Source organism: Gimesia sp., from assembly GCF_048262075.1.
Lineage (GTDB): Bacteria > Planctomycetota > Planctomycetia > Planctomycetales > Planctomycetaceae > Gimesia.
Genome location: NZ_JBLXFK010000012.1, coordinates 1 through 15,765, shown reverse-complemented (window position 1 = coordinate 15,765; position 15,765 = coordinate 1). Strand labels below are relative to the sequence as shown.

Here is a 15,765-nt window from a genome sequence, read left to right as displayed (position 1 = left end):
AACAGATCTCTCTTTGTTATTTCTCTGCCGCCTGCTTCTGCAGTTTCAGCATCTGAGCAGCATAGCGTTTGCCAAACTCCCGTTCAGACTCTGCATTGAAGTGCACCTGGTCGCTTTTGGCAGGTAATCCTTTAGAGGAAGCGACTGCCGTGGCAGGGACTTCTTTCGCAATCCCATGTAATGCCTGATTAACGGTCGGCGCTCCCTCCCGCGTGAAAAATTCTCCCAGCTCTCCCATCACGAAAGGCATGTCGGGTTCTCCCAGATCTGTTCGCAGATCAGCAATCATCCCGCCCAATCGTTTCTGATAGCTGTTATATAATTTGGGGTTAGAGGAATCACCTTCGCCCTGATGCCAGATCGCTCCTTTAATCACACCCTTTTTCTGATTCTCTTTGGCCAGTTTGACGGCACGTTCATAAAGATCGCCCCCCTTCACCCAGCGACTGAGCGGAGTCCCTCCCACCGCTGCGGGAATTAATCCGATGGTCACTTCAGGGTAAGCATCTGCGATGACAGGACCAAAACCGGAACCTGGCCCCACTCCCGCAATTTTCGGCTTATCGAAATGCAGCGGATCTGTTGCAGGCACCCAGTTCCCAGCTTTGTCGAGTTTCAACACCCGGGGATGTGCTTTGTTGGTGGCGGGATCAACTTTCCCCCGTCCTGCCATATTGGACTGCCCAATCAATAGATAAATATGAAACTTTTCTTTTTCAGGTAACTCAGCCGTTTTGTCCGCGGCCATTAACGGCGATAAAACCGCAAACATCCCCAGGCACAGGGTTAGATTCAACAACCATTTAATTTTCATTTTTTGGGATTCCCACTCGAAAACAAGAGACAAATTCATCGGTATTTCTTTTACTATAGAGACAGACACAATTCCAACTCAAGTATACGGTTTCTGTTTTTATGAAAGAAGCGTCGCGCCATGAACTTCCTCACCCAAAATTCTCTCATTCTGATTCTGTTGGCAACCGTATTCAGCCTGTCACCAATGGAATCATTAACAGCGGCTGACAAAAAACCGGCAGCAAAAAAGAATACCTGGAAACCATTACCGGGTGCGGAATACAAAGTCTATAAAAAAACCGATCAGGGTGATCTGCATCTGAATATCTATAAACCCGCAGACTGGAAAGCCAGCGATTCCCGTCCTGCAATCGTATTCTTTTTTGGTGGCGGCTGGAGGAACGGCAATCCCAGCCAGTTTGAGCCACACTGCAAACACCTGGCATCCCAAGGCATGGTCGCCTGCACCGCTGAATATCGCATCAAATCCAAACACAACACCACTCCCTTTGAATGTGTAGCCGATGGAAAATCAGCGGTCCGCTGGATTCGCGAGCACGCCCAAGAACTGGGGGTAGATCCACAACGTATCGCTGCCGGAGGCGGTTCCGCTGGTGGACATGTCGCCGCCAGTACGGGAACCGTAATCGGCTTTGAAGAACCCGATGAAAGCAAAAGTATCTCTTCCGTCCCGAATGCGATGGCATTATTCAATCCTGTCGTCGATACCACCGAAACCGGTTGGAAAGGCGGCCCATCACAACTGGGGAAACGCTGCAAGGAAATCTCTCCAATTCACTTCGTCAAAAAAGGGACGCCCCCCACTATCATTTTTCATGGTACTGCTGATAAAACCGTCCTGTTCGAAAATGTAGAACGCTTTACCGATCAGATGAAACAGAGTGGCAATCGTTGTGAACTGGTCGCTTATGAGGGGGAAGGTCACGGCTTCTTTAATCTGCGCAAAAACAGCGAAGACAACTACCACTCCACAATTAAAAAGCTGGATCAGTTTCTGAATTCACTGGGTTATCTTGGCCCGAAAGAGTAACAGCCTTCCTTTAATCGCCGCGCACACCTTAAATTTGTATCATCAATTCGAGGATCTATTCCATGACCTGTTTTACTCATCGGAAGAGACTTTTCCCCTGTATCAGCGGCGTCATGATCGTTCTGGTTACATCGTTCCTGCAGGCCAAGGAAATCAAAACGCCTCGTTCACTCGATAATCGTGTGAAGATCGAACTGTTCGCTTCAGAGCCGGATATCGTCACCGTCACCGGTCTGACGGTCGATCAACACCACCGCGTTTATGTCGTTGAGAGCCACACTCACTTTCGTCCCGAAAATTACCAGGGACCGAAAACCGACCGTATCCGCATCCTGCAGGACACCACCGGCAATGGACGCGCCGATCGCATTCAGACTTTCTACGAGGGTTCAACGGAAACGATGAACGTCGCCGCACATCCGGATGGCTGGATCTACGTCGCCACCCGCAGCTCGATTTTTCGACTCCGCGATAAAGACGATGATGGCACCGCTGATGTCAGACAGAACCTGGTACAACTTGAGACGACAGCCACTTATCCCCACAATGGTTTCTCAGGCTTTGCATTCGACTTTTTCAACAATGTCTACTTTACTCTGGGAGAAAACGAAGGGGCAGACGCGGAACTTGTCGGCGATTTTGGAAACGTCTACTTCACACTCGGTCAGAATTACGGAGACGATGCCACGCTCATCGGCAACGGAAATATACGTATTCCCGCTCTCCGCGGCGAAGGAGGCATATTTCGCTGTCGCCTGGATGGTAGCAGACTCGAACGCATCGCCACCGGTTTCTGGAACCCCTTCCACCTCTGTTTTGATGTCAACGGCCGTATGTTTGTCGGCGATAATGATCCCGGGAACCGGCCTCCGTGCCGACTGCTAACCATCGTGCCAGGAGGCGACTACGGCTATCGACGCCGGACACTCGAACCCTTTATTGCCGTTAATGCAGAAACTCCCGGTACACTGCCGATGACCTCTTCCACCGGCGAATCCCCTACAGGTCTGATCATTTACGAATCCGAGCAGCTACCCGCAGATTATCGAGGCGATCTACTGGTCGCCAGCTGGGGCGAACATCGAATTGATCGCTACCACCTCACTCCGGACGGAGCTTCATTTAAAGCAACCACTCAGCCGGTAATCGCCGGCGAAGAACATTTCCGACCCGCCGGAATCACCGCTGGTCCTGATGGCAGCCTCTACGTCGGCGACTGGGCTGACCGCTCTTACCCGCTGCACGGTAAAGGTCGCATTTGGCGGATCACTGCAGTCAAACCAGTAGAGATACAGAGAACGAACTTAATCACTTCTTCAGACTGGCAGACACGCGATGCCGCTGCACGACAGTTACTCGCAGAGGGCGAAGCCGGTATCACGGTTTTAAAAGCAGCTCTCAAAAATGAAGCCCCCCGCGTCCGTGCCACCGCCTTGAATGCCCTGGTCAGTGTCGACAAACTCACGCCCGAGCTGGCTACTGCAATCCTGCATGACAAACAGCCCGGACTTCGGGAGCAGGCTGTGACGATCCTGCCTGAAAAGCTGATCAGTTTTCAAAAAGTCGTTCAGCAAGACCCTTCGCCTGCAGTTCAGGCAGCGGCGTTAAGACGTATCTCAGAAAAGTCGGCTTTACCGCTGATTTTTGAACGGCTCTCTTCTTCCGATAAATTTATGCAGCAGGCCGCGCGACAGGGGCTCCACAATACATTATCGGATGCGGAGCTTGTTGAAAACTTTTCGCACGCAGATCCCGCCGTCCGTCTGGGCGTGATCCTGTTATTAAAAGAAAGTCGGGAAAAACCATCCACTTCTATTTTGAAACAGGCATTAGATGATGAGAATCCACAGGTCCGCTTTGCAGCCGTCGAGTGGATCGGCCGCGATGAACTGCACGAATTCCGCGAGACACTGATTGCAGATCTCGCCAGTAAAGCCACGACGCCAGAACTGCTGAAAGCCTATCTCGCGGCCATCGCACAACTGGATGGCGTGATGAAAGACTGGACGCGAGGCACAACCGGCGACTGGTGGGTCAGCAAATCCCAGGCTCGCAAGCAGGCAGCACAATTGCTTGAACTCCCCGAGACTTCGCCAACTGTACTACAACAGATACTGCTATTCCTACCTGCTAATGATCCCGCTCTAAGCGAAGCTAAACTCACTGATTTCCTGAAATCAGATGATTCCGGTCTGCGAATCGAAGCCGTTCGTACTCTAAGGGAACTCAAATCCCCTGCTGCCAGAACGAAGCTGTTGCAACTTGCAAATAATGAATCAACGAATGCGAACCTGCGTGCAGAAGCCATTATTGGACTCGACTCTTCCCTTGCAATAAATATCCAGCCTCTGTTGAAATTAGCCCGGGATAAAAACCCACTCGTCAGCAAAGAAGCCCTGCGCACACTGTCCGGTGCGACGCTGACAGAACCGCAGCGTACAATACTTCAACAGATCGCAGCAGGAGATGCTGACAAAGCTGCTGCTGTCGAACGGATCTTAACGCGACAACTGAAAGAGAAACGACCTGCCAAAGATCAGCTCACAGTTTGGATGCAGACACTCGCAGGTCCCGCTGACTCACAGGCCGGTCAGCGACTGTTCTTTCACCCGAAAGGCCCCGGCTGTTTCCGCTGTCATCAGATCGATGGCCGCGGTCAACAGGTGGGGCCGGGACTGATTCGTACCAATGGCAGAATTGCCCTCAATCGAGAACGATTGGTGGAAGCAATTATCAACCCCAGCAAAGACATTGATCCTGGTTTTCTTCCCTTGACGATTGTTACCATCGATGGAAAAACTGCATCTGGCATCTATCACAAACACAATAATAAAGAACGCTCGATCTATAATTCGCAGGGAGAAGTGATCTCATTCAAGATCAATGACATTGAAGAAATGATCCCATCCAAAACTTCGATCATGCCGAACGGCCTGGCGGACCAGATGACCATCCAGGAATTCCGAGACCTGATTGCCTATCTGCTGCCGGAACCAAACTCGAATCGTTTGTCAGACTGAACCTCAGTTTAACGCACGGCTCCTCCGTTGACATTGATCACCTGACCGGTGATATAAGCTGCTTCATCACTGCAGAGATAGCGAGACATTTTTGCAATATCTTCCGGCGTCCCCCAGCACTGCATGGGAGTTTCCCGTTTGACCCGTTCCTGCCAGACGTTACTGGCGTCTTCACCCCAGGCAGTCAGAATCCACCCCGGTGCGATGCAGTTCACACGCACCTGGGGAGCCAGCGATACTGCCAGCGATCGACTGAAACCCATGATGGCATTCTTACTGGCAGAAAATAATTCTCCACTGGCACCTTCCATGCCCCGGTCTGACTGATCCCAGCCAATATTCAGAATACAGCCGCTCCCCTGCTGCTGCATGCGCGATCCTACAGCCTTGGACAATAGCACGGTTCCCCGCACATCAACGTCGAGCAGCTTTTCCAGTTTCTGACCATAATCCAACTTCGCTTCGCTGCCGGTTAATAAATCGACCCCCGCATTATTCACCCAAATGTCCAGCTGCCCCCAAATCTGAAAAGCCTGATTAATAAAAGATTCATAGATTTCGAGACAGGCAAGGTCTGCAGAGAGTGTTTCCGATTTTCGACCCAGTTTTTGTATCTGACTGGCAACCGCGTCAGCCGCCTCTTTCGATGCCCGGTAATGAACCAGCACGTCTGCCCCCGCTTCTGCCAGCTCGATTGCGATCGCTTTTCCGATCCCACTCGAAGAACCTGTGACCAGAACTTTCTTTCCGGTGAGATTACAGAACGAAGATACAGACACGTCATAACTCCATATTTATAAAACACTTAAGCAGACATTTCGCATGTTTTTTCGCGAATAATTAGATAAACTGGATAAATACTAGTTGACGATCGGGTAGAGCACTACCATAATTGCCAACGAATTAGGGGAGCGATCTTCGCGATCTTCGAGATCGAAAGCGACTCCCTCATATCACATCTTTCGCCTGTCTGGCAAATAATACAAGTAGTTGAGTAAGTAATTCAGCTTTGAGCTGCGCGCCATGTATTACAGGCGATTTAGGGCCACAATGTTGTAAAGTTGGTATGGCCAGCGGTTGGCTGCTTGTTATTTTGCGATTCATTCCCCCCACTTGACTTGTGAGCGGAACGAACAGATTATGCCCCACAGGCCGGTCGTTGAAAACGAACGACGGTTGAAAATGAGCTTTTTTGCATGAATTTAAAAAAGGAATCTAGTAATATGGCCACAAACCTTGTGGATCCGCCCCAAGAAGGAACGACACAGCGATTTCCCACTCTGCCAGATCATCTTGAAAAAAATCTGGTGAAGGTCTTTAAGTTGTTGTCTGACGAGACACGACTGCGCATTATGCTTTACCTGGCCCAGGAAGAAGAATTATTCGTAACAGCGCTATGCGAACGACTCAATCAGAGCCAGCCGGCTGTCAGCCACCATCTTGCGTTGTTGCGGGATGCGGGTCTGATCGAAGCCCGACGAGATGGAAAGCACAATTATTATTCCATCTGCCGTGAACACTTCCATTCCATTATGGGAGAACTGTTCAACAGTTTTAATGATCCCGATGAAAATATCATTCGAATCGACCATTTCACACTGACACAAAATCTGGGTTGATCTCGACATAAGACTCAATTTTGAAAAATCCAGCGAAGAGACCGACCTGATACAGTCGGTCTCTTTTTATTTGCGCCCATCTTTGATAGAACATAGCAGATTTAACCAGATTTTTTCCAGATCCTGAGATCAGTAAAAACAATGCAGAAAACAGCGAAATTAGCCCTTGCCGATGGTAGTGTGTTCACAGGGACGGCCTTTGGTGCGGACGGTGAAGTCCACGGTGAAGTTGTGTTCAACACGAGCATGACCGGCTACCAGGAAATCCTGACCGACCCCTCTTATTGCGGCCAGATCGTCACCATGACCTATCCGCAGATCGGCAATTACGGGATCGTCCCCGAAGATGTGGAATCCGGGGGCATCGCTTTACAGGGCTTCATCGTACGCGAACTCTGTGAAATCCCCAGCAATTACCGGTCAACACAAACTCTGGATGAATACCTTAAAGCCGCCAATGTCATTGGTCTGCAGGGAATCGATACCCGCGCCCTGGTTCGAAAAATCCGCACCAGCGGAGCCATGACAGGCGTACTTTCCACAACGGATCTCGATGATGAATCCCTGGTGAAGAAAGCCCAAGGCAGCCCGCAACTGGTTGGACAGGACCTGGTCAGCAAAGTCATTCCCCAAGCAGCCTCCGAATGGAATGAAGCCCTGCATCCACTGGCGCATAGCAGTTCCACACACTCCTTCGCCGGTAAAAATATCGCAACGCTTTCCGAAGACGATCTGGCTGCCGAAAGCGCCTACCACATCGTCGCCATTGATTATGGCATGAAATGGAATATTCCCCGCCACTTGAAACAACTGGGATGTAAAGTCACAATCCTGCCCGGCAACTGCACTGCAGCGGAAGTCATGGAACTCAATCCTGATGGCGTCTTTCTTTCAAATGGTCCCGGAGACCCGGAACCGCTGACTTATGCAATCGAGACCATCCGCGAACTGCTCGGCCAGGTCCCGATCTTCGGTATCTGCCTCGGACACCAACTACTGGGGCTGGCTTGTGGATGCAAGACTTTCAAACTGAAGTTCGGTCATCGTGGTGCCAACCAGCCTGTCATCAATCACGCCACCGGTCAGGTCGAAATTACCTCGCAGAATCACGGCTTTGCGATAGACCCTGAGTCCAAACCCGACGATGTCGAAGTCACTCATATCAATATGAACGACAATACCGTCGCCGGATTACGCCATAAAACATACCAGGCTTTCAGCGTGCAGTATCACCCCGAAGCCTCAGCCGGCCCGCACGACAGCCATTATCTGTTCCAGCAGTTTTTTGAAAGCATCAGTCAGGCTCGTGTTTCTTCCTGATCGCCCCTATGATTCATAGTGAATCAGGGTTGAAATGATTGCTGAATTTCATTTCAATTCAATCAGGCGTGAGAGATCCGTTCATCCTCAACTGACCCAGTAGACTAAATACTGAATTTCAAGATTCCAATATACATTACCGACGGGAACAGAATCTGACCCCGCACTTTTTACAGACAACCGACAAGATAGAAAGAAACCCACATGGCCCTCGAACGAACTCTGATTCTGATTAAACCCGATGCCATTCAGCGTCGCCTGGCAGGTACCATTCTAACCCGTTTTGAAAACAAGGGACTGAAAATCGTCGGCCTCAAACTCCTGCAGGTCACCAAAGAATTAGCAGCCGAACACTACGAAGAACATGTGGAAAAACCATTCTATCCGCTGCTGGAAGAATTCATCACTGCCGGCCCTGTCGTCGCGATCGTCGCCGAAGGACCGGAAGCCATCTCCGTCGTCCGCTCCATGATGGGTTCCACGAATGGTCGTGAATCTGCTCCCGGAACCATCCGCGGTGATTATGGTATCAGCCGCCAGATGAATCTGGTGCACGGCAGCGATGGTCCCGATGCTGCGACCCGCGAAATCAAAATCTACTTCAAGCCTGAAGAGTTGATCGAATACGGCACTGCCCTGGGCGACTGGGTCTGTGCAGACGACGAGAAATAATCTCGCCTCTCAACAAATTCGAAACAAAAAAAGGCCATCCTGAAATTGGGATGGCCTTTTTCTTTTTTAACTCTCAGCAGAAAGCAGCTTATTTAGCAGCTTCAATCGCCCGCTTCATGGCAGTACCCATGTCGGCTGGACTTTCTGCCACAACGACGCCGGCTGCTTCCAGAGCAGCAATCTTTTCATCAGCGGTTCCACTTCCACCACTGATGATCGCGCCTGCATGCCCCATCCGTTTGCCGGGAGGGGCAGTCTTACCGGCAATGAAACCAGCCACTGGTTTGGTGACATGTTCCTTGATATATTCAGCAGCTTCAATTTCAGCCGTTCCACCAATTTCACCAATCAACATGATTGATTCCGTCGCAGGATCGTTTTCGAACAGCTCCAGCAGATCAATAAAGGTCGTCCCGATAATCGGGTCACCACCAATGCCAACCGCCGTGCTCTGCCCCAGACCAATATTACCCAACTGCCAGGCCGCCTCGTAAGTCAGCGTTCCACTCTTACTGATCAGCCCCACAGAGCCGGGAGTATGAATATAACCGGGCATGATCCCGATCTTGGCAATCCCCGGGGTTATGACACCAGGACAGTTCGGACCGATCAGGCGGCTCTTTCTGTCTTTCAGATAATCCATCACACGCACCATGTCAAAAACGGGAACGCCTTCCGTGATGGCGATGATCAGTTCCATACCGGCATCTGCAGCTTCCATGATTGCTTCACCACAGAATGGTGGTGGCACGAAGACCAGACTGGTGTTGGCACCGGTCTTCTCAACGGCTTCTTCCACTGTATTGAAGACTGGAAAACCATCAACCTCAGTTCCCCCTTTTCCGGGAGTCACTCCGCCCACCAGAGGAGTCCCATATTCGCGGCATTGCTGGCTGTGAAACAGGCCCGACTTACCAGTGATCCCCTGGCAAATGACGCGTGTCTTTTCAGTAACTAAAATACTCATAATCTGTCACCCTTGCGGGAAATATGTGTTTGAATAATGGCAAAGATCGCTTTTTACAAAACAACCACGTCAAATGATCGCGGCCCGTTGATCAGTCAACAGGCCGCAGTCAGTCCTACGAACTCAGAGTGGCAACCACTTTCTGGGCGGCATCGGTCAGGTCGGTCGCTGAGATAATATCCCGACCGCTTCCGGCCAGCATCTCGCGCGCCTTGTCCACGTTGGTCCCTTCCAGACGCACCACCAGGGGCACAGTGAAGCCAACCTTCTCGTAGGCTTCCAGCAGCGCGGTCACAATGGTGTCGCACTTCATGATCCCGCCAAAAATATTGACTAGAACCGCTTTCACGTTATCATCCGCCAGAATAATCCGAAACGCTTCGGATACCTGGTCAACGTTCGCTCCGCCACCTACGTCCAGGAAGTTTGCTGGTTCCCCGCCATGATGCTTGATCAAGTCCATCGTGCTCATTGCCAGACCGGCTCCGTTCACGAGACAACCAATATTTCCATCCAGTTTGACGTAACTTAAACCCGCATTACCTGCGTCCACTTCAGCAGGCTCTTCTTCCGTCAGGTCGCGCAGTTCTTCCAGAGGCTTGTGACGGAACATCGCGTTCTCATCAAATGAAACCTTAGCATCCAGCGCCACCAGTTCTCCCTCACCGGTAATTACCAGCGGGTTGATTTCGGTCATGCTGCAGTCATTTTCAATAAAGAAGCGGCTCATCTGGCAAAGGAATTTCTCGGCACTGCGAACCGTTTTTCCTTCCATCCCCAGTTTGAACGCCAGCTTGCGTGCCTGGAAACCGAGCAGCCCGGTGTGAATTGAGAATGGCTCGCTCAGAATTTTTTCCGGGCTCTCTTCTGCCACCACTTCAATTTCCATTCCCCCTTCCGTAGAGAGAATTAAAACCGGGCCACCTGCTTCGCGGTCGACCACACACCCCAGATACAACTCCTGGGCGATATCCAGTCCCTGCTCGATGAACAGCGTGTTGACCTGCTTGCCTTCTTCACCCGTCTGAATCGTCACCAGCGTTGAACCCAGCATCCGCTCCGCGTTCTCACGGACTTCTTCAGCGGATCGTGCCAGCACAACACCTGCCTGATCGGGGTATTCTTTGAAACGACCTTTTCCACGGCCGCCGGCGTGAATCTGTGACTTCACAACGACTAAAGGACGATCCAGCTTCTCAAAGGCGGCCACCGCTTCATCTACGGTCTTCGCTATCATTCCCTCAGGTACGGGAATTCCGGCTTCGCGAAACAACTGTTTGGCCTGATATTCGTGAATTTTCATTGATTTTTCAGACTTTCTCCTGAAAATTTGCTACCGATTAGAAAAAGCGGCGTTCAAAAACTTTGTCGAGCCCACAGCTTGAACTCAAGCCATCATAACGGGTTCACAACTGCATATCCAGCAAGCCATCCTCGCCAGTGACGTAAAATTTCTGCATAATGGAAATCAATGACCACTGCCGGTTTCAATCTGTTTTTTGATGCGTCAAAATCAGAAAACGGCAATCTATGACACGACTCAAATCAATCCATTCAGAGAAATCGTATGCTGAAAAACATCCCCCCCATCCTCTCGCCTGATCTGATGTATGTTCTCCTGAAAATGGGACACGGCGATGATATCATCCTCGCAGATGGAAATTTCCCCGCCGACTCCCACGCCCAGCGACTTGTCCGTCTCGACGGGCATGGCGTTCCGGAAATTCTGGAGGCCCTCCTGCAGTTCTTTCCCCTGGATTCCTTCGTGGAACAACCGGCAGGAGTGATGAACCCGGTCGACGACCAGACTCCCACGCCTCCGGTCTGGAAAACTTATGTGGATCTTATTCAACAGCATGACTCCCGCAAGCCGGAACTGGAAAAAATCGAACGCTTTGAATTCTACGAACGGGCCAAAAAGTCCTACGCCATCATCGCCACCAGCGAAACGGCCCTGTATGCCAACCTGATTCTCAAAAAAGGAGTGGTGACCACTTAGTCACCCTTTCCCCATCTACTGAAATAAATCCCCTTGACCGCTGCGCGCCACCGGCGATAAGCGCTGTCTTGTGTCGCGCGCGTGCCCAGTTTACAGTGCACTGAAACACGCGACACCTGTTCGAAATATGCACCCGATTTAAGGGCCTTTTTTCCAGATGAGCAGTTCGCAAAACAGCACCCGTTCCCGATGTATGCCTGCGGGTCGCCGCACTTCGCGAACCGTCACAACAGCACCGGCACTGATCACCCCGGCATCGGTTCCACATCAACAAATATCGCCACAACATTCTGAAAATCCACTTGATCGCCTCACGCCCTTCGCGAAGATCAGACGTACTTGGGATGCAAACCATCATCCCGATCATCAGAATCTTATAAGCAGAGAAAGCATTGTGAAACATGACCAACTCCTCTCTCGAACCAATTGTCCGTACTCCCCGCCGTAAATCAGCGAAGAATGTACGAAGGATAAAAATGATTGATCGTGTCTACTGCATTTCCGGAATCTCGGCGCTATCGCCGACGAATCCGACGAAATCCCGTCAGTACGTCATCAGAGAACGCGAACAGTCACCTGAGCAATATTACGGAAACGCACCAGCAATCCCAGCTGAATCTCGACCACCAGTGCTCAATAAGAGGCTGAATTAATCAATCAAATCCACATACAGGCGCTAAAGCATGGGGTGGTACCGGATCCAATCCGGTACGAGCGCAGCGAGCAGGAAACTGACAGAGAAACCACACAAACAAAAGCCACCGTTTCATACCACACCAAAGGAATCGCCAGCACCTTCTGAATCGACGAATGAACTGACAGTTTCCTGTTGTCTACGACAACCCCGGATTACATCCGGGGTCACCCGAAAAAAGTTGGTTCAAATAATTTACTGGGTGGTACCGGATGCAATCCGGTACGAGCGAAGCGAGCAGGATACTGACGGGGAAACCACACAAACAAATGCCACCGTTTTATACCACACCAAAGAAATCGCCAGCACCTTCTGAATCGACGAATGAACTGACAGTTTCCTGTTGTCTTACGACAACCCCGGATTACATCCGGGGCCACCCGAAAAAAGTTGGTTCCAATAATTTATTGGGTGGTACCGGATGCAATCCGGTACGAGCGCAGCGAGCAGGAAACTGACAGAGAAACCACACAAACAAATGCCACCGTTTCATACCACACCAAAGGAATCGCCAGCACCTTCTGAATCGACGAATGAACTGACAGTTTCCTGTTGTCTGCGACAACCCCGGATTACATCCGGGGCCACCCGAAAAAAGTTGGTTCAAATAATTTATTGGGTGGTACCGGATGAAATCCGGTACGAGCGCAGCGAGCAGGAAACTGACGGGGAAACCACACAAACAAATGCCACCGTTTCATACCACACCAAAGGAATCGTCAGCCCCTTCTGAATCGACGAATGAACTGACAGTTTCCTGTTGTCTCACGACAACCCCGGATTACATCCGGGGCCACCCGAAAAAAGTTGGTTCCAATAATTCACTGGGTGGTACCGGATGAAATCCGGTACGAGCGCAGCGAGCAGGAAACTGGCAGAGAAACCGCACAAACAAATGCCACCGTTTCATACCACACCAAAGGAATCGCCAGCACCTTCTGAATCGACGAATGAACTGACAGTTTCCTGTTGTCGCCACCGTTTCATACCACACCAAAGGAATCGCCAGCACCTTCTGAATCGACGAATGAACTGACAGTTTCCTGTTGTCTCACGACAACCCCGGATTACATCCGGGGCCATCCGTAATAAGTTGGTTCCAATAATTTATTGGGTGGTACCGGATGTAATCCGGTACGAGCGCAGCGAGCAGGAAACTGACGGGGAAACCACACAAACAAATGCCACCACTTCCGACCAGACCGAAGATATCTTGAGACACACTCTGGATTAAGAAGCAACCCTGAAAGTTTCCAGCCACCTACTTCAACAGAATTGTCTGCTCACGGTCTGGACCAACGGAAACAATTTCCACCGGTTTACCGATGATTTCCTCGACCGCCTTGATGTAGGCAATCGCATTTTCCGGCAGATCTTCCATCTTACGAATGCCGGTAATGTCTTCCTTCCAACCTGCGATGGTACGATAGACGGGTTTTGCCTGTTCCAGATCCAGAATATGGCTGGGAAAGTCGATGACCTGCTTACCGTTCACATCATAAGCTTCGCAGATTTTCAGTTCATCCAGGCCGCTCAAAACATCCAGCAGCATTACGGCAATGCAGTCCACGCCACTGATGTTCGCACCATAACGGGTCGCGACGGCATCAAACCAGCCACAGCGTCGAGGACGCCCGGTAACCGTACCATATTCATTCCCCACGTCGCGGATGCGCTGTCCGATTTCATCATGCAGTTCGGTGACGAACGGTCCGCCTCCTACGCGCGTGGTATAGGCTTTCACCACGCCAATCATTTTATCGATATAGCGTTCGGAGACACCACTTCCATTATGAATTCCACAACCGGAACTGTTGGAAGAAGTGACATACGGAAACGTACCATGATCAATATCCAGCAGACTTCCCTGGGCCCCTTCGAACAGAATTTTTTTCTTTTCGGCGACCGCTTTCAGCAGATAAGTACTTGTATCGACCACGTGGTCTTTCAGCTGCTCTGCATAACCGGCATATTCTTCGTAGATTGCATCGACATCCAATGGTTCCGCTTCCGGGTCGAGCGCCTGAAATATCTTGTTCTTGTAGGCGACGATTTCTTCCAGTCGGGCGCGGAAATACTCTGGACGTACCAGATCACCCATCCGAATGGCATGAGTCCGCCCTGCTTTGTCACGGTAGCAGGTCCCAATTCCCCGCATGGTCGTGCCGATCGCTTTTTCTTTGCGGCTCTGCTCGAAAACCACTTCTTCCTGCATATGATAGGGAAAAATCACATGAGCCCGGTCACTGATCAGCAGTCGACTGGCTTCAATGGGACCATTCTGCTCAGCAATGGAGGCCATTTCCTGCAGAAATGCCTTGGGATTAATGACCACGCCCCCCGTAATCACGGAGGTGACGTTGGGATTCAGGACTCCCGCAGGCAAGAGTGAGAGTTTATAAGTCTTTCCGTCAAACTTGACAGTGTGGCCTGCATTATTTCCCCCCAGGTATCGCACCACGATTTCGTGCTGCTCTGAGAGTAAATCTACAATTTTGCCCTTGGCTTCATCGCCCCACTGCAATCCGATTACCGACGTCGCTGACACTACACTATCCCACTGGTTAGACAATATAAAACGGAGAAAAAATGATTCTGCCTGATTCAGAAAGGACCAGACAGGGCGCATTCCAGGCGCGCACCGGCCCATTTTATCGAACTAAAACCCGTTTGGGGAGCGCCACGCGTCAGGTTGATCTTAATAATTGGATTTTCGCTGACACTGATGATATAATTCCTTACAGAGATCGCCTCCGTGCGGGCCAGACCAAGATTTTTCAGCAGGATAATGAACATAACTCCTCAAAAACGCGTACTGATAATTGATGATGACGAAGGTCTGACGGAACCGCTTCAAATGGCCATGGAAGCCGCCGGGTACGAGGTTCTGGTTGCCCACGACGGAAACGAAGGTCTGATGAAAATCGAGCGGGATGCGCCCGATCTGGTGCTATTGGATCTGGTTATGCCTCGCCGTAGCGGTTTTGCCGTCCTCGACACCATCACTAATTATAAACAGCGCGCCCCGCGGATTATCATGGTGACAGGGAACAGCGAACCCAAATACCGGGAACTGGCCCTCGATCGCGGCGTCGACCGCTTCATCCCCAAACCCTACCACATCGAAGACCTGGTTGAAGCAGTGAATGAACTGCTGAAGCCCGAGTAACCACCATTCTGGTTTTTAGAAGAAAAATGGATGCTACCGGATGCAATCCTGTACAAGCGCAGCGAGCAGGAAACTGACGGGGAAACCACACAAACAAAAGCTACCGTTTCATACCACACCAAAGGAATCGCCAGCACCTTCTAAATCGACGAATGAACTGACAGTTTCCTGTTGCCTGCGACAACCCCGGATTACATCCGGGGTCACCCGAAAAAAGTTGGTTCAAATAATTTATTGGGTGGTACCGGATGCAATCCGGTACGAGCGCAGCGAGCAGGATACTGACGGGGAAACCACACAAACGAAAGCTACCGTTTCATACCACACCAAAGAAATCGCCAGCACCTTCTGAATCGACGAATGAACTGACAGTTTCCTGTTATCTACGACAACCCCGGATTACATCCGGGGCCACCCGATAGTGACCTGCGGTAACCAGTGTAATCCCATCCCAAATAT

General features: G+C 50.8%; 13 protein-coding genes. 7 read left to right on the top strand and 6 right to left on the bottom strand.

Translation table 11 applies throughout. The features are described from left to right. Positions 1 to 16 precede the first annotated feature (16 nt). Complete coding sequence (locus tag ACN0YH_RS20710) at positions 17 to 853, bottom strand: sialate O-acetylesterase (protein ID WP_417381496.1); 837 nt, start codon at positions 851 to 853, stop codon at positions 17 to 19. An 81-nt stretch (positions 854 to 934) separates the two neighbouring features. On the opposite strand from ACN0YH_RS20710, the gene ACN0YH_RS20705 reads away from it, so the two are divergent. Both ACN0YH_RS20705 and ACN0YH_RS20700 read left to right on the top strand, forming a co-directional pair. Next, positions 935 to 1,846 (top strand): alpha/beta hydrolase, encoded by a 912-nt coding sequence (locus tag ACN0YH_RS20705; RefSeq protein WP_417381495.1) that lies wholly within the window; start codon positions 935 to 937, stop codon positions 1,844 to 1,846. A gap of 62 nt (positions 1,847 to 1,908) precedes the next feature. Further along, positions 1,909 to 4,866, top strand: a complete 2,958-nt coding sequence (locus ACN0YH_RS20700; protein ID WP_417381494.1) for a PVC-type heme-binding CxxCH protein — start codon at positions 1,909 to 1,911, stop codon at positions 4,864 to 4,866. A gap of 8 nt (positions 4,867 to 4,874) precedes the next feature. On the opposite strand, the gene ACN0YH_RS20695 is transcribed toward ACN0YH_RS20700, so the two are convergent. Beyond that, positions 4,875 to 5,645 carry an SDR family NAD(P)-dependent oxidoreductase gene (locus tag ACN0YH_RS20695; RefSeq protein WP_417381493.1) on the bottom strand — a complete coding sequence of 257 codons (771 nt, stop codon included), beginning with the start codon at positions 5,643 to 5,645 and terminating at the stop codon, positions 4,875 to 4,877. A gap of 444 nt (positions 5,646 to 6,089) precedes the next feature. Here ACN0YH_RS20695 and ACN0YH_RS20690 point away from each other — a divergent pair, with 444 nt between their 5' ends. The 3 genes from ACN0YH_RS20690 (at position 6,090) to ndk (ending at position 8,477) form a co-directional block, all read left to right on the top strand. After that, the gene (locus ACN0YH_RS20690) at positions 6,090 to 6,485 is read left to right on the top strand and encodes an ArsR/SmtB family transcription factor (RefSeq protein ID WP_417381492.1); all 396 of its coding nucleotides are present in this window, start codon (positions 6,090 to 6,092) and stop codon (positions 6,483 to 6,485) included. A 141-nt stretch (positions 6,486 to 6,626) separates the two neighbouring features. Then, the gene (gene carA, locus ACN0YH_RS20685; protein WP_417381491.1) at positions 6,627 to 7,805 is read left to right on the top strand and encodes a glutamine-hydrolyzing carbamoyl-phosphate synthase small subunit; all 1,179 of its coding nucleotides are present in this window, start codon (positions 6,627 to 6,629) and stop codon (positions 7,803 to 7,805) included. Positions 7,806 to 8,009: 204 nt separating this feature from the next. Next, complete coding sequence (gene ndk, locus ACN0YH_RS20680; protein ID WP_417381490.1) at positions 8,010 to 8,477, top strand: nucleoside-diphosphate kinase; 468 nt, start codon at positions 8,010 to 8,012, stop codon at positions 8,475 to 8,477. An 88-nt stretch (positions 8,478 to 8,565) separates the two neighbouring features. On the opposite strand, the gene sucD is transcribed toward ndk, so the two are convergent. Together sucD and sucC are read right to left on the bottom strand one after the other, a co-directional pair. Beyond that, positions 8,566 to 9,444: a succinate--CoA ligase subunit alpha gene (gene sucD, locus ACN0YH_RS20675; RefSeq protein WP_417381489.1), complete on the bottom strand. Its 879-nt coding sequence runs from the start codon at positions 9,442 to 9,444 to the stop codon at positions 8,566 to 8,568. 115 nt (positions 9,445 to 9,559) lie between these two features. Further along, positions 9,560 to 10,747, bottom strand: coding sequence for an ADP-forming succinate--CoA ligase subunit beta (sucC, locus tag ACN0YH_RS20670; RefSeq protein WP_417381488.1), 1,188 nt, complete (start codon positions 10,745 to 10,747; stop codon positions 9,560 to 9,562). A 264-nt stretch (positions 10,748 to 11,011) separates the two neighbouring features. Between sucC and ACN0YH_RS20665 the strand changes: the two genes are divergently transcribed. Next, a complete protein-coding gene (locus ACN0YH_RS20665) occupies positions 11,012 to 11,443 on the top strand; it encodes an RbsD/FucU family protein (RefSeq protein ID WP_417381487.1) in 432 nt (143 codons plus the stop codon). Positions 11,444 to 13,398: 1,955 nt separating this feature from the next. Here the strand turns inward: ACN0YH_RS20665 and ACN0YH_RS20660 are convergent. Then, entirely contained in the window at positions 13,399 to 14,685 is a 1,287-nt protein-coding gene (locus tag ACN0YH_RS20660) for an adenylosuccinate synthase (RefSeq protein WP_417381486.1), read from the bottom strand. 56 nt (positions 14,686 to 14,741) lie between these two features. Next, on the bottom strand, positions 14,742 to 14,933 hold the full coding sequence (locus tag ACN0YH_RS20655; protein WP_417381485.1) for a hypothetical protein: 192 nt from the start codon (positions 14,931 to 14,933) through the stop codon (positions 14,742 to 14,744). On the opposite strand from ACN0YH_RS20655, the gene ACN0YH_RS20650 reads away from it, so the two are divergent. Then, the gene (locus ACN0YH_RS20650; RefSeq protein ID WP_154897897.1) at positions 14,926 to 15,306 is read left to right on the top strand and encodes a response regulator transcription factor; all 381 of its coding nucleotides are present in this window, start codon (positions 14,926 to 14,928) and stop codon (positions 15,304 to 15,306) included. The genes ACN0YH_RS20655 and ACN0YH_RS20650 overlap by 8 nt on opposite strands. Positions 15,307 to 15,765 lie beyond the last annotated feature (459 nt).